We start from the raw sequence: 15038 nt of genomic DNA on the forward strand, positions 1-15038 counted from the left end.
TTTGCGAATCGTTTTGTTCGTCAGCAGCAGAGAAGCGAGATTATGCAGTGTTTCGCGATGTTCGTCAACTTCTTTTTTTCGTTTCTGGGCGTCGATTTCCTCTGGATTTCGACTGTGCCGTGAAGCGGACGCGCAGTATAGCAACCGCCCCACAACCTTGCAAGTTCAGCCGTATCAAATAGCCGACGCCGGCTGGCGCCGCAACTGTTCCGCATCCTTCAATGGCGGCGCGCCGAACAGCCGGCGATACTCGCGGCTGAACTGCGACGGGCTTTCGTACCCGACCTCGTACGCGACACTGGCCGCCTCGACGTCGCCGCTCATCAGCATCTTGCGCGCCTCGAGCAGCCGCACCTGTTTCTGGTACTGCAAAGGACTCATCACGGTGGCGGCCTTGAAGCGGCGGTGCAGTACCGAGGGACTCATGTGCACGGTGCGCGCCAGCGCGTCGATGCTGAGCGGCTCGTTGTAATGCGTGCGGATCCACTGGATGGCCTCGCCCACCGCGCGCTCGCGCTGTCCGCCGACGACGCCCCGGCTCAGCGTCGCGCCGCCCGGTGCCGTCACGAGGTGGTAGATCAGTTCCTGCTTGAGCAAGCGCCCCAGGACGGCCAGGTCGCGGGGGCGATCGAGCAGGCGCAGGAGGCGCACGAACACGTCCAACATCGCGTCGTCCGCACGTTCGACCGTGATCGCAGGCGGGTCGGCGTCCGCCAGCGGCAGCTGCAGCCCCATCTCCAGCACGAACGCCGCCACCTCCTTCGGATCGATGTCGACGCGGATGCCGTAGTACGGCGCCGCATCGGTTGCGCGTATCACCTGGCCGGACACGGGCATCGCCACGCCCGCCTGCACATAACACCCCGGGCCGTAGCGCAGCACCTGCGAGCCCACCAGCATCTCCTTCTCGCCCTGCACGAGCAGGCAGACGGACGGCGCCAGGATGCCGCGCCCGGCGGGCGTCGGCGCCGGCCGGCGTATGAGCCAGAGCCAGGGCAGGCCCGTCGCCAGGTCGAGGTTACCCGGTTCCGCGCCGCGCATCGCCTGCTCGACGAGGTCCAGGAGCGAGGTTTCAGAGTGCTTTGTCATGACCCATGATGGCTTTCGGTTCGAGATAAGTCTCCAGGCCGAAGACACCGAACTCGCGTCCCAGGCCGGACTGCTTGAAGCCGCCGAACGGGGCCTCCGGTGCATCATACAATCCATTCACGAACACGCGCCCTGCCTGAATGCCGGCCGCCACGCGGTTCGCGCGCGCCAGGTCCGCGCCGAACACGTAGGCGTGCAAACCATATGGCGTGTCGTTGGCGATGGCGATCGCCTCGTCGTCGTCGCGGTACGGGATGATGGACAGGACGGGGCCGAAGATCTCGTCGCGTGCGATCGTCATATCGTTGCGGACGTCGCCGAACACGGTCGGCCGCACGAAATAGCCCCGTTCCAGCCCGTCCGGGCGCCCCGGCCCACCCGTCAGCAGGGTCGCGCCCTCCTCGATCCCCTTGCGGATATAGTCCTGCACCCGCTCGTACTGCTTGCGTGTGACCATCGGCCCCACGTTCACGCGCGGGTCGCTCGTCGGGCCGACGACCAGGTCCTCGAACGCGCGCACCGCCAATGCGTGCGCCTCCGCGACGCGGCTGGCCGGCACCAGCAGCCGCGTGCCCGCGATGCACGCCTGGCCGCTGTTCATCACGGCGGCCAGCACCGCCAGCGGCATCGCTTTCGCGAAGTCGGCGTCGTCGAGCAGGACGGTCGGCGATTTGCCGCCCAGTTCCAGCGTCACCCGTTTCATGGTGTCGACGGCGCCGCGCGCGATCGCCTTGCCGACGCTCGTCGACCCCGTGAACGAGATCTTGGCGACGTCGGGGTGGCGCGTGATCTCCGCGCCGACGACGTCGCCGCGGCCCGTGACGATATTGAAGACGCCCGGCGGCAGTCCCGCGCCGTGCATCACGCGGGTGATGAGTGCCGTCTGCGCGGCACTCAGTTCGCTGGGCTTGATGACGGCCGTGCTGCCGGCGGCGATCGCCATCGACAGCTTGGTCGCGATGAAGCCGATGTTCGCATTCCACGGCGTGATCAGGCCGACGACGCCATGCGGCACCATCGTCACGCGTGCGCCGCCGACCTCGCGCTCGAACGCATATTCGCCCAGCAGGCGGCGCGCGATCGCGAACGACGCGGCGGCGCGGCGCGCGGTCCCCATCGCCATCGCCGTCGTGCCGCCGTATTCCGCGACCATGACGTCGACGATCTCCCGCTCGGCCGCCGCGACGGCGTCGTGCAGGCGCTGCAGCCAGTCCATGCGTTCTTCCCGCGTCGTGCGCTCCACGACGGGAAGCGCCGCCTTCGCCGCCGCGATCGCGCGCTGCGCATCGACGTCGTCGGCCAGGATCACGGTCGTCGTTTCGCGCTCGGTGGCCGGGTCGAGCAGGACGAGCGGCTCGCGCCCGTGCGGGGCGACGAACGCGCCGTTGATATAAATGGTATCGATGGTCTTCATGGCAGGACTCCTCGTGAACGATGGATTCATCATAGGAGTCCGGGCCCGCCCGGCGGTAGCAGGATACTGACGAAGGATTGCCCGATCCTGCCGATCTGGCGCGGATCAGGCAGTGCGCACCAGCGCCTCGAGCGCCTGCGCCGCACGGCTGCGATAGCGTTCGCGGTGGCGCAGCAGGAAGAAGTCGCGCGGCGGCAGGTCCACGCGCACCTTGGCCAGCAGGCCCGCCGCGATGTACGGCGCCGCGACCAGTTCCGACAAGCCGGCCACGAAGCCCGCGCTCATCACGGCCGCGCGCACCGCTTCGTTGGACGGCAGGGTCAGCTCGATCTGCAGCGCGGCCAGGTCGATGCCCTGCGCCACCAGCATCTCTTCGAGCGCGGACCGCGTGCCCGATCCCGGCTCGCGCATGATCCAGCGGGCCGCCTGCAGGTCGGCGGCGGCGAGCCTGCGCTTGCGTGCCCACGGATGGCCGGGCGCGACGACGATGGCCATGCGGTCCTGGCCGATGCGCTCCGCGACCAGCGCCGCATCGTCGATGCCGCCCTCCACGAGTCCGAGATCGGCCCCGCCCTCGCGCACGGCGTCCGCCACGGACTGCGTATTGCCGACGTCCAGCCGCACGTCGATCTGCGGATGCGTCTCGCGAAAGCGCACGAGCAGCGGCGGCAGCCAGTAGCTGGCGATCGTCTGGCTGGCCTGCAGCGCGAGCGCACCGCGCGCCAGTCCCGCCAGCTCGACGAGCACGCGTTCGGCGCCGGCCGCCCGGGCCAGCGTGGCGCGCGCCTCGTCGAGGAAGATGCGGCCGGCGGCATTGACTTCGATGCGCCGCCCGACCCGGTCGAACAACGGCGTGCCGTAACGCTCTTCCAGCGCGCGCAGCGATGCGCTGACGGCGGATGGCGTCAGCGCGAGGACGTCCGCCGCCTGCGTCAGATGCTGGCGTTCGGCGACGGCGACGAAGATGCGGAGCTGGTCGAGGGTCATCGTTCGATTCATGTGAATGATTTGTGCGGAATTTTAAGATGGACCGAACGATCCTGTCGAGCCGATACTGCGGGCTCGAATCAGGAGAACACCATGAACAATAAAATCTTCACGCTCGTTCCGGGCATCGCGCTGAGTGCCGCCGTTACCGGCGCCGCCGTTCTGCTGGAGCGCGGCGAGACCGCCCTCTTCGGCCGCGCATGGCTCGAAAGCCTCGTCCTGGCCATCCTGCTGGGGAGCCTGGTCCGCACCGTCGCGACCGTCCCCGCCGCCTGCGAAGCCGGCGTGCGCTTTTCCGCCAAGGTCGTCCTGGAACTGGCCGTGATGCTGCTCGGCGCATCCGTCAGCGCCGGCGCGGTCGTCGCACACGGGCTGCCGCTGCTGGGCGGGATCGCGCTGTCGGTCGTCCTTGCGATCGCATTCAGCTACGCCGTCGGCCGGCTGCTGCGGCTGCCGCACGAAATGGCCGTGCTGGTCGCATGCGGAAATTCGATCTGCGGGAATTCGGCCATTGCCGCCGTCGCGCCGGTCATCGACGCGCAGGGCAAGGACGTCGCGTCGTCGATCGCGTTCACGGCCGTGCTGGGCGTCGTCGTCGTGCTCGTGCTGCCGCTGCTGGACCGGGTCCTCGGGCTGACGCCCCTCCAGTACGGCATCTTCGCCGGCATGACCGTGTATGCCGTGCCGCAGGTGCTCGCCGCCGCGGCGCCCGTGTCGCAGGCGAGCCTGCACATCGGGACGCTCGTGAAACTGGTGCGGGTGCTGATGCTGGGGCCCGTCGTGCTCGGACTGTCGGTATTCCGGCGCGACGGCGTGCGCCGCGCCTCCCTGCCGCTGGCGCAACTCGTCCCGTGGTTCATCGTCGGCTTTCTCGCGCTGATGACGCTACGGTCCGTGGACGCCCTGCCGGCCGCCGCGCTCGAACCGGCGCACGTGGCCTCGGGCTGGCTGACCAGCATGTCGATGGCGGCGCTGGGCCTCGGCGTCGACGCCCGCGCCGTACTGCGCGCGGGCGGCAAGGTGACGGCGACCGTCGTCGTGTCCCTGGTTGGATTGGGCGCGATCAGTTGGGGGCTGATTGCGCTGCTGGGGATCCGCTGACCGGATAGTACGGGCTTTCCTGCGGCCCGAGATAACTGGGCCGCAGCCCGCCGGCATCGATGACAAGGCGTTGCAGCACGAGACCCGGATCGAGCGCCCAGAACTTCACCGTGTGGCGGCCGGGGCGCGCCACACGATGCGTGGTGACGAACTGCGCGACGCCGTCCGAGACGATCTTGCTCCAATGGCGTTCGGAGCCGTCCGCATGGACGTTGACCACCTGCGGCGCGTCGTCATCGATCGAGATGGCGTAGCGGAAGCCCTCGCCCGGCTGGAACTTGAGCGTCGGTCCGAGGACCGCCTGCACTTTCAGCTCACCGGCGCTGAACAGGTTTACCTCGTACTCGAGCCGCATGCCATCCACGACCTTCAACGCGTCCGCCGCGACCGGCAAGGTGGTCATGCCGGACAGCGTGCGCCCATAGCCGGGAATCCTCAGCCACTGCCGGCCGGATGGCGCCAGCGCGCGGGTGTAATGCTCCGCCTCGATCGCGACGACGCCCTGCGTTTCCACGTGGCCCCGCGCCGTGCCGGGCGCCAGGTCGACCGGCTTGTGCACGGGCACCTTGACCTCGACCTGCGCCTTGGCCGGACCGCTGATGGTCAGCGACGCCATCGTGGTGCCGGCGGGGACCGCGCTCCAGTCCACGTCGACGACGATGCGCTGGTCCTTGCTCACGCGCCCGGCCTTGTGGCTCAAACGGATCCACGGATGGCTCGTCGTGATGGCATAGTCGAACGGCTGGGCGCTGCGGTTGAACAGCTCCAGATAACGCGGCTGCTTTTCGAAGACGTCCAGCGGCGGCAAGACGAGCTGGCGGATCGGGAAGACGGGCCAGGCGATGGCGTCGCCCTGCACCGCCACGCCCATCTGGTCGGACGGGTGAATGCCGTTCGGCGCCGCCAGCTGGCCGGGCGCGGGGACGCGCAATTCCGACACGGCCGGCATCACGTCGCGGTAGGGCTGGTCCCAGTTGGTGTAGCCGAAGCGCGTCTGCGACATCATGTGATTCCATTTGCCGCCGCTGATCTCGCGCTGGTACTTGTTGGCGAGGTCCGCGTCGCGCTGGAACAGCTGGCGCACGCGCGCCGCCATGTCGTTCGTCGTCACGCGGCCCTGGCGTGCGTACAGGCGATTGAGGCCGGTCGACACGTACATGTCGAGGGCATTGGCGGATGCGCGCACGGGATATTCGACGAGCTGGAAGTAGGCGTCGCGCATGTTCGCGGGGAGCGTGCGGCCGACGCGCACCGCTTCGTCGGCCAGGGCGTTGTAGTCCGCCACGACGCGCTCCGCCTCATCGTAGTTGGTGAGACTGTAGGTCTCGGGCTCCAGCTGTTCCGGATGGCGCCGCGCGTTGTAGCGTGTGTATTTATCGACGATGGACGCGATTTTTTCCGCGTGCGCCGCGCCGAATTCGCGCGCGGCCCAGGCACGCAGGTATTCCGGCAGCCGCTCCGCCGGCCACGCTTGCGGGTTCCACGCATATGCCATGAAGAATTCGGTCGGCACCTCCATCGGCTTCAGGTCGCCCACGTTGACGACCCACAGCCGGTTCGCGCCGTACTCGTTCGCGAGGTTCATCTGCTCCCACACCTTGGCGATCTGGGTCACGTTCAGCCATTTGTACGAGCGGGGACCGCCGACGTAGTCGAAGTGGTAATAAACGCCGGCGCCGCCGCTGCGCTTGCGTTCTTCGGCGGTAGGCAGGCGGCGGATATTGCCCCAGTTGTCGTCGCACCAGAGCAGCAGCATGTCGTCCGGGACGCGCATGCCTTTCTCGTAATAGTCCTGCACTTCCTTGTACAGGGCCCACAACTGCGGCACCTTCTCCGGTTCCTGGCCGAGCTCCTTCTTGATAATTGCGCGCTGGTCGCGGACGATCTGCTGCAGCAGGTCGACGTTGGCGTCTTCCGACATCGGCTCGTCGCCGTCGCCGCGCATCGCCATCGTGATCACCTTCTCGTAATCGCGCGTATTGCGCAGGCCTTGCGCCCAGAAGTCGCGCAGGACCTCGCCGTTGCGGTGGTAATCCCACGGCCCCTTGCCGTAGCGCTTCCACTCCTGCTGTGCCCTCATCATCGGTTCGTGATGGGACGTGCCCATCACGATGCCCATCATGTCGGCGAGCTTGCCGTTTTCCTTGTCGTCGTCATAGAACGACGAGTACCACATGGCTGGCCACAGGTAGTTGGCGCGCATGCGGAGCATCAGCTCGAACAGCTTTTCATAGAACTTGTGATTGAAGCCGCCGAAGCGCTCCTTCGCCCAATTGGTCAGCACGGGCGCCTCGTCGTTGAGGAACAGGCCGCGGTACTGGACGGTCGGTTTTTCCATGATGCGCGTGTCGAGCGGCACGCTGAGCGAGCGGTGATGCACGATCGGCACGTCGGCCCACCAATACCAGGGCGAGACGCCGATCTGTTCCGACAGCGTATAGATGCCGTAGATCGTGCCGCGCTTGTCGCTGCCGGCGATGACCAGGGCGCGCTGCACACCGGGCATCGGGTCCGCGACCGCCTGGATGACGAAGCCTTCCCACTGGCCGGCCAGCGCGCGTGTGTCGATCTTGCCCTGTTGCGCGAGGCGGTCGATCAGGGCATGGTGCCCGAGCGTGCCGACGATGATCACGTCGCCCGACGCCGCCGGACGGTCGACCTGCCACTGCGGCGTCTTGCCCGTCACGCTGCCGATATCGCGCTGCAGGTCGCGCGCCGCGCGCAGCACGCCGGGATAGTCGTCCGTGCCGACGACGATGGGCGCGGCACGTCCGGCCTGCACCAGCGCCACGCCGGCCTTGCCCTCCGTGTCGACGAACCGCGCCGTGCCGATGGCGTGGACCTGGCCTGCGATCAGCAATGCCGCCACTGCCGTCACAAGGCGTAGCCATACATCCCTACTTGTACTTCGCTGCATGAAAGTCTCCTCCGTTGAATGATCGACGGCTCTCTGGATGTTATATAACATTGATTATCGTTATTTTTGGTAGCGCAATCATTCGAGTCTACCGACAGCCGGGGTGCAGGTCAAACGGCTGCTACACTTGTATTTAGCCAATAAACAACAAAGGGGGGCCCATGCGCCAAGCCATCGTCCACATTGCCCTGGTCGTGCGCGACTACGACGAAGCCATCGATTTCTACGTCGGCAAACTCGGTTTCGAGCTGCTGGACGACACATACCAGCCCGCGCAGGACAAGCGCTGGGTCGTGGTGGCGCCTCCTGGCGGCACCGGCACCACCCTGCTGCTGGCCAAGGCATCGAAGCCGGAACAGGTGCCGTTCGTCGGCCACCAGGCCGGCGGCCGCGTGTTCCTGTTCCTGAACACGGACGACTTCTGGCGCGATTACGAACGCCTGCGCGGACACGGCGTGCACTTCGTGCGCGAGCCGAAGGAAGAAGACTATGGCACCGTGGCCGTGTTCGCGGACCTGTACGGCAATCTGTGGGACCTGCTGCAGTTGCGGCCGGACCATCCCATCGCGGCACGTCTGCACGTTTACCACGAGAGCAACGATGTATAGAATGCAAGATTCCACATGACCCCGAGGGCGATGCGTGAAACTGATCAGAACGGCGAGCCTGGTCCGGCGACAAAAAGACAGCATCGTCCATTGTGAAATCGAGTTGTGCCTGGCCCCGGGCGCATCCGACCGCTATCTGGTCAACCTGCGCCAGGGCCGCATGGGCGAGGAATGGCGCGAAACGACGCGCACGCCGCAACCCGTCGCCCTGGCCGACGCCGAGACGCTGTTCCACCTCGCCGTCACCGAGCGCACGGCGCAGGGCTTCGTCGATCCGGCGGATCTCGCGCCCGCATCTATCCCCGCCGCGCCGCCGCCCATCCCTGTATCGGCCGAGGCCGACCGCATCCTGCTCCAGCGCCTGGAACCCGGCAGCTGGCGCCAGCTCGCGCAGGCGCAGCGCAACCGCACGATCTGGCGCGTGGGCGAACGCCGCCTCGCCGCGGCGGTGCCGACGCTCGTCGGCCTGCTCGAACGCGGCGATGCGATGCAGGACTATTGCATCGCCTGGGCGATCGGCCGCTGCGGCGACGCCGGCGCTGCCGAGGCGATGCAGCAGTTGGCGGCGCGCGGCGCCAGCGATGCCGTGCGCCGCGTCGCGCTGCACGCCTGGCTGATGCTGGCCGGCCCCGATGCGCGCCGCGACCATGCGCACGCACTCGTCGCCGACTGGCCGCACGACCTGCGCGAGACATGGGCACAGGGCGAGATCGATGCATTGGTGGCGCGGGCCGCCACCGGCAACGGCTGGCGCAACGTGCCGCTCGACGCCTGGCTGGAACAGCTCGACCAGGTTGCACAGGCCGACGACCAACCACTGGCGCGGCGCGTGCTGCTGGCCGCGCTGCGCGCCGTGCCGCTCGCCGCCGGCAGCTTCCGCGCCGTGCGCCACCTCTTCAAGATGGCGGAGATGCGCGCCGACGGTGAACTCTTCGGCCTGCTGCAGCGCCGCTTCGAAACGACGGCGCATACCGCGCAGCGTTACGTCCACACGCGCACGGGCTACCGCACCTTCGCCGAGGAAGCGGCGCGGCCCGACAGCACGGTGGCCTACGGCGTCGTGACCCGCCACTACCTGCTGCGGCGCGGCTGGCGCACGTTGCGGCGCCTGGGCGAGGACGCCTCCCCCGACTTCATCCCGCTGGCCCTCGGCATCCTGGCCACCTACGACGACCGCGACGCCAACGTACGCACCGCCGGCCGCATCGTCGACCGCTACGGCCACTGGCCCCTGTTCAACCACCTGCTGCGCGCACGCGCGGGCCTGCGCCACAGCGCGTCGGGCCTGAGCTGGTACCACGACGGCGCCCGTCCGGCGGACGACGCGCGGCACGATGCCTTCCCCGACCTGTGGGACCGGCATCCGGACGCCTTGCTATGGCTGATGCAGCACAGCCGCTGCGAGGGCGTGCATGCCTTCGCAGCGCGTGCCCTCGCCGACAACGCGGCGTACTGCGCCGCGCTGCCCCTTGCCACGCTGCGCGACCTGCTGCGCAGCCCTTACCTGCCGACCGCGCGGTTCGCCTTCGAGACTGCGCGCCGGCGCTTCGAGCCCGGCGTGCCGGATGGCGAATGGCTGCTGCTGTTCGTGCAATCGACGCTGCCGCAGGCGCAGCAATATGCGCTCGACTGCATCGGCCGCGCCCCCGACCTCTATGCGGCCAACGCGGCCCTCGTCGTCGCGGTGTTGTGCGCGCCGGCGGAGACCGTGCGGCGCCAGGGCTGGATCCTGTGCCAGGCCGCGCTCAAGCTGCCGGGCCAGCCGGACGCCATCGTCCTGCGCCTGCTCGACTGGCTGGACGGATGCACCGACCGGGACGCCGCCGCGGCCATAGCGCCCGACGTCGTCTGGGCGCTCGACCATCCGCTGCAACCGGCCGCGCGGCAGGCGCCGTACGAACGCCTGCTGATGCTGGTGCGCCATCCGCTCGCGCCGGTGCGCGCGCTGGCTTGCCGGTGGCTGCTGCTGCACGCGGCGCCGGCGTCCAGCCTGCCGCCGGCCGTGCTAGCGACGCTGTTGCGCGATCCCGATCCGGCCGTGCGCGCACTGGGCGTGCAGCTGTTCGGCGTGCTGCCCGACGCGATGCTCGCCACGCAGGTCGACCTCGTCGCCGTGTTCGCATGCGCCCCGGACGCGCAGGTGCGCCAGGCCATCGGCCCCGTCATCGCGCGCCTGGCGCCGGCCGATGCTGCGTTCGCGGAACAGCTCCTGCCTGCCCTGCTGGACGGCCTGTTCCGCGCCGAGACCGGCCCTGGCATGCATGCGGACCTGCTGTCCTGGATCACCGGACCGCTGGCGCACACGCCCGGCCTCGCGGACCCGGACCTGCTGCGGCGCCTGCTGGCGGCGCGCAGCAAGGGCGCACAGTTGCTCGGCGCCGCGCTCGTCGACCGCTTCGACGCGCTGCAGTTCGACGTCGCCGACTGGGCCGCGTTCGGCCGCAACCAGAACGTCGGCGTGCGCCGCTGGGCCTATGCGGCATTCGAGGCGCACGCCGAACGCGCGCGGGCGCAGCTGGAGGCGGCGCTGCGCCTGTTCGACAGCCGCTTCGACGATACGCGCGCCTTCGCCATCCGCTATTTCGGTGCCGTCTGCACGCGCCCGGACTGGACGCCGCTGCTGCTCGTGAGCCTGTGCGACCATGCCGACCCGGCCGCGCAACGCTTCGGCCGCGCGATGATCACGGCGCACGTGGACGTCGCCGACGCGGCCGACTTCATGCTCAAGCTGAGCCAGCACCCGTCGGCGAACATGCAGCTGTTCGTCAGCAGCTGGCTGGAAAGCGCCAGCGCGGGCAACCTCGATACATTGCGCCGCCTCGAATCGTATTTCCTCACCGTGCTCTCGCAGGTCAACCGCGGCCGCACGGCGAAAAGCCGCGTGCAGGACTTCCTGACGCAACAGGCGCTGCTGTCCGACGACATCGCCGCCTTCGTCGCGCGCCTGTTCGCGCGCCAGGTCGTCACCGTCGCCATCGGCGACAAGGCCCGCTACATCGAAGCCCTGCGCGCGATCCAGGCGCGCTACCCGCATCTGCCGGCCGTGCTGACGGTCCAACCTCCGGCTTCCACGTCGCCATGAGATTCCAGTACCGCTACTACGGCGCGACGAGCGTCGACAACGGCGCCTCGTCCACCACGATGCGCTTCGCGCCGGACACGTTGCGTCCGCCGACGTACTTCGTCGCCGACGTCAACCGGCGCGTGCCGTTCCGCGAGGCGATATCGGCCCTGCACGACGTCGTCACGGCCGACCAGCGTTACCAGGCGCCCGACAAGACGGCCTATAAAACATGGCTGGCCGCGAACGAGGAGCGGCTGCTGGCCGAATTCCAGGCCCGGTCGAGCGATCTGCGCGCGCGCCAGGCGCCGATCCTGGAAGAACTCGCGACGATCCGCGCCCGCAAGGACAAGGTGCTGCAACCGTTCCACAAGGCGCAGTCGCGCTTCTTCAGCTACCTGTTCCTGACCAACCGCGACATGTGGATCGTGCTCGACCCGGTGATCACGGTGCATCCGGACCGCGTGTTCTTCGAGTGCTTCAGCCGCGACGAATCGAGCTATGCCTCGCTCAGCTGCGACCACGAAATGTTCGATAACGTCGGCGAGTTCGCGTGCGGCACCACGAACATCGATTACTCGGACGCGCTGTACGACGAATTCCAGAAGATCCGCGACTACAAGACGACGCGGCTCGCGATCGATCCCGGCGGCTTCCGGGTGACGACGGCGGACGATCCCGCCTTCATCGAGGAAAAGATCGACGTGCCCGATGCGTGGGTGCGCGGCTTCCTGCAAGTGAGCAGCGCGATGAACCTGCCGGCGCGCCGCCTCGACCTGCATCCGATGGACGTCCACAACTTCTGCCACGTGCTGCGGCGCCGGCGCGAGCGTGCCGGTCCGCGCTCGATCCGCTTCGTCCTCGCGCCGGGCGAACCGGTGCGCGCCGTGTTCGAACCGTGGAACGTGGAAGTCGTGTGCCGCCGCTCGGTCTACCGGGGCGGTACGGCCGAGGAGATCCGCATCTGGGGCCGGCGCCGCCTGCTGCTGCTCGAACGTCTGATCCCGCTGGCGCAGGGTTTTACCGTGCACCTGATGGGCAATGGCATGCCCAGCTTCTGGATCGCCGACCTGCCCGGCATGCGCTTCACGCTCGGCCTGTCGGGCTGGGTCGCGAACGACTGGTCGCGCGCGGGAAGTTTCGATCTGCTGGCGCCGCGCGGCGACGTCGATGACGACAGCAAGTCGCGCGTCTATGCGGCCCTCGCGCAGCGCTGGTTCGCCACGGCGGACGCGCTGGCCGCGGACACGGGCCTGGACCGCGCGGCCGTCGAACGCGCGCTGACGCTGTACACGCAGGCCGGCCGCGTGATCTACGACCTGGCGCACGGCGTGTATCGCCTGCGCGAACTGGCGCGGGATCCGCTACCGCTCGACACGCTACGCTTTGCCAGCGCGGCCGAACAGGACGCGGCCGCCATCGTGGCGCTGCACGCGCTGGACGAGGGTCCGGTCGAAGCGCTGCCCGGCGGCGCGGTGCGCCTGTCCGGCACGGCCAGGAGCGGCGACCGGCGCTACCGGACGATGCTCGTGCTCGACGCCGACCAGCGCATCGCCGACGGCGCCTGCGAATGCAACCAGTTCACCCAGCACCGGCTGCGCCATGGTCCCTGCCCGCACATGCTCGCGCTGCGCCTCGTGCATGCTCGCCGTGAGGCGATCGCATGATGTTATACTTCCTTCAACAGGTGCGGCGGGATGGCTCTTGCAAACCGGACGGTGGATCGCCGTCCACGTATTCAGCCCTCCCCATGCGTCACTGGCGCGCTCTTCACTGTGCCAAACTGACGCCGGTAGCGCGAGTCGGTGTGAATTCGCCGAATTACGTCAGCGCTACCGGCGTCGTTTGGCGTCGAGTTGAGCGCGCCAGTCCTGCCGGCCCTTCGATGACGATCCCGCCGCACCTGTTTCTTCCTGCCGCCCCGAGTCGGGCTTTCCCATTCGGGGCGTTCCCATGAGTGACTATCCCACGTCCACGTCCACGCGCGAGGCTTTGTATGCGCGCATCCGCGCGTCGTCGCGTACCGAAGTCACGCTCGAGGAAATGAAACGGCTCGGCTTCTGGCGCGAGGCCGAACTGCAGCAGGCGCTGAGCGCACTCGGTCGCGAGCTGCGCGAGGTCGAGGATCCGGCACTGGCCCTCAAGCGCATGCGCAAGGAACGCATGGCCCGCGCCAAGGCCAAGCGCGAGGAAACGCGCCAGCGCCGCGCGCGCGAACGTCATGAACGCGCGCTGGCCTGGCACGCGCGCCGCGCCAAAGAGCTTTTATATCTGGGCGCCGGCGTATCGGCCGGCCTGAACGAGGCGCGCAGCGATGCCGACCGGCTGGCGCGGTTGTCCCTGCCGTCCATGCACGACGCGCAGGACCTGGCGAACGCGATGGGCCTGTCGCTGGAAGAGCTGCGCTTTCTCGCGTTCGAACGGCGCGTGTCGCGCATCAGCCACTACCGCCGCTTCGCCATGCCGAAGAAGGCGGGCGGCGTACGCATCATCTCGGCGCCGATGCCGCGCCTGAAGCGGGCGCAGTATTGGGTCCTCGACAATGTGCTCGCGCGCGTGCCCGTGCACCCGGCCGCGCACGGCTTCCTGGCCGGCCGCTCCATCGTCAGCAACGCCGCGCCGCACGTCGGCCAGGCGGTCGTCATCAACGTCGACCTGAAGGACTTCTTCCCGTCGATTGCGCTGCCGCGCGTGCGCGGCGTGTTCCGCCAGCTCGGCTACGGCAAGCAGGTCGCGACGACGCTCGCGCTGCTGTGCACCGAATCCGCGACGGAGACCGTGCAGGTCGACGGCGAGACGTTCCACGTCGCGCACGGCCCGCGCGTGCTGCCGCAGGGCGCCCCGACGAGTCCCGCGCTGACCAATATCCTGTGCCGCCGCCTGGACGCGCGGCTGCAGGGTGCGGCGGCGCGGCTCGGTTTCCGCTACACGCGCTATGCCGACGACCTGACGTTTTCCGGCGACGAGTCGGTGCGCAAGCTGGCGGCCAAGCTGCTGTGGCGCGTGCGGCAGATCGTCATCGACGAGGGCTTCACGCCGCATCCGGACAAGCAGCACGTGATGCGCAGCCACGCGCGCCAGAGCGTGACGGGCATCGTCGTCAACGAGAAGCCCGCCGTGGACCGCGACACGCTGCGCCGTTTCCGCGCGGTGCTGTTCCAGGTCGAGAAGGATGGCCCGGCCGGCAAGCAGTGGAACGGCAACGACAATGTGCTGGCGGCGCTGGAAGGCTATGCGCACTTCATCCGGATGGTCGACGTCGAAAAAGGCGCGCCGTTGCTGGCGCGCGCGCGCGCGGCGCGTGCGAGGTGGAACGGCGACGCGGCAGCGCCGGATGCGGTCGCGCGGCGCGCCGGCGGGCAGTTCCGTATGCTCGCCGCGCAAGGCAAGGCGCCGTGGCCGGGCTTCTGGGAGGCCGGCACACCACCGGCACCCGTGCTGGAAAAGACGCAGGAGCAGGTCAAGACGGCGCGCACGCTTGCGAGAGAGGAGGCCCGACCGCGCAAGCCGGCGGCTTCTCCCGTACCGGCCGACGATGCGATCGCCCGACGCGCGGAACGCACGGCGCGCCGCAATCCCCTGCTTATCGGCGGCGGACGCATGACGTGGTATGCGGTAGCACTGCAGGGTGTCGTCGCGCTGCTGCTGAGTCGCAAACTCGACAGCAACACACCCATTCTCGCGATGCTGGCGCTGTACTGGCTGTCGGTGCGGTATCGCCGGATGCTTTGGGTACCGTTTATCGTCGTAATGCTATTGATCTGGGCGGTGCTGGCGCCGCGCTGAAAAGCAAAAAGCCCGCTCAGAGCGAGGATTGGCAGTGCCAATCCGAGCGAGCGGGCTTCGTTTTTCCAAAACAAA

Annotated in this window: 9 protein-coding genes; 5 read left to right on the forward strand and 4 right to left on the reverse strand. The window is 68.5% G+C overall.

Translation table 11 applies throughout. The annotated features are described in order from the left end of the window. Positions 1–174: 174 nt before the first annotated feature. From QPK29_RS32865 to QPK29_RS32875, 3 genes are all read right to left on the reverse strand, one after another. The gene (locus tag QPK29_RS32865) at positions 175–1089 is read right to left on the reverse strand and encodes an AraC family transcriptional regulator (protein ID WP_371772347.1); all 915 of its coding nucleotides are present in this window, start codon (positions 1087–1089) and stop codon (positions 175–177) included. Further along, on the reverse strand, positions 1073–2503 hold the full coding sequence (locus QPK29_RS32870; protein ID WP_371772348.1) for an aldehyde dehydrogenase family protein: 1431 nt from the start codon (positions 2501–2503) through the stop codon (positions 1073–1075). Before QPK29_RS32870 ends, QPK29_RS32865 begins: the two co-directional genes overlap by 17 nt. A 105-nt stretch (positions 2504–2608) precedes the next feature. After that, positions 2609–3502, reverse strand: a complete 894-nt coding sequence (locus tag QPK29_RS32875; RefSeq protein ID WP_400189941.1) for a LysR family transcriptional regulator — start codon at positions 3500–3502, stop codon at positions 2609–2611. An 81-nt stretch (positions 3503–3583) separates the two neighbouring features. Between QPK29_RS32875 and QPK29_RS32880 the strand changes: the two genes are divergently transcribed. After that, positions 3584–4591, forward strand: a complete 1008-nt coding sequence (locus tag QPK29_RS32880) for a YeiH family protein (protein ID WP_371772350.1) — start codon at positions 3584–3586, stop codon at positions 4589–4591. Here the strand turns inward: QPK29_RS32880 and QPK29_RS32885 are convergent. Next, positions 4554–7460, reverse strand: coding sequence for a glycosyl hydrolase 115 family protein (locus tag QPK29_RS32885; protein WP_400189942.1), 2907 nt, complete (start codon positions 7458–7460; stop codon positions 4554–4556). The two genes, QPK29_RS32880 and QPK29_RS32885, sit on opposite strands and share 38 nt — an antisense overlap. 209 nt (positions 7461–7669) lie before the next feature. Between QPK29_RS32885 and QPK29_RS32890 the strand changes: the two genes are divergently transcribed. From QPK29_RS32890 to QPK29_RS32905, 4 genes are all read left to right on the forward strand, one after another. After that, complete coding sequence (locus QPK29_RS32890) at positions 7670–8116, forward strand: VOC family protein (RefSeq protein ID WP_371772352.1); 447 nt, start codon at positions 7670–7672, stop codon at positions 8114–8116. Between the two features lie 34 nt (positions 8117–8150). Further along, positions 8151–11198: a hypothetical protein gene (locus tag QPK29_RS32895; protein ID WP_371772353.1), complete on the forward strand. Its 3048-nt coding sequence runs from the start codon at positions 8151–8153 to the stop codon at positions 11196–11198. Continuing rightward, a complete protein-coding gene (locus tag QPK29_RS32900) occupies positions 11195–12844 on the forward strand; it encodes an SWIM zinc finger family protein (RefSeq protein ID WP_371772354.1) in 1650 nt (549 codons plus the stop codon). Before QPK29_RS32895 ends, QPK29_RS32900 begins: the two co-directional genes overlap by 4 nt. A gap of 286 nt (positions 12845–13130) precedes the next feature. Then, positions 13131–14963, forward strand: coding sequence for a reverse transcriptase family protein (locus QPK29_RS32905; protein WP_371772355.1), 1833 nt, complete (start codon positions 13131–13133; stop codon positions 14961–14963). The last annotated feature ends 75 nt before the right edge of the window (positions 14964–15038 follow it).

Origin of the sequence: Massilia orientalis, assembly GCF_030411975.2 — a bacterium.
Lineage (GTDB): Bacteria > Pseudomonadota > Gammaproteobacteria > Burkholderiales > Burkholderiaceae_D > Telluria > Telluria orientalis.

Coding starts and splice junctions, on each gene's coding strand:
- QPK29_RS32890 (WP_371772352.1), top strand. CDS start 7,670: ATGCGCCAAGCCATCGTCCACATTGCCCTGGTCGTGCGCGACTACGAC.
- QPK29_RS32880 (WP_371772350.1), top strand. CDS start 3,584: ATGAACAATAAAATCTTCACGCTCGTTCCGGGCATCGCGCTGAGTGCC.
- QPK29_RS32870 (WP_371772348.1), bottom strand. CDS start 2,503: ATGAAGACCATCGATACCATTTATATCAACGGCGCGTTCGTCGCCCCG.
- QPK29_RS32900 (WP_371772354.1), top strand. CDS start 11,195: ATGAGATTCCAGTACCGCTACTACGGCGCGACGAGCGTCGACAACGGC.
- QPK29_RS32905 (WP_371772355.1), top strand. CDS start 13,131: ATGAGTGACTATCCCACGTCCACGTCCACGCGCGAGGCTTTGTATGCG.
- QPK29_RS32865 (WP_371772347.1), bottom strand. CDS start 1,089: ATGACAAAGCACTCTGAAACCTCGCTCCTGGACCTCGTCGAGCAGGCG.
- QPK29_RS32875 (WP_400189941.1), bottom strand. CDS start 3,502: ATGAATCGAACGATGACCCTCGACCAGCTCCGCATCTTCGTCGCCGTC.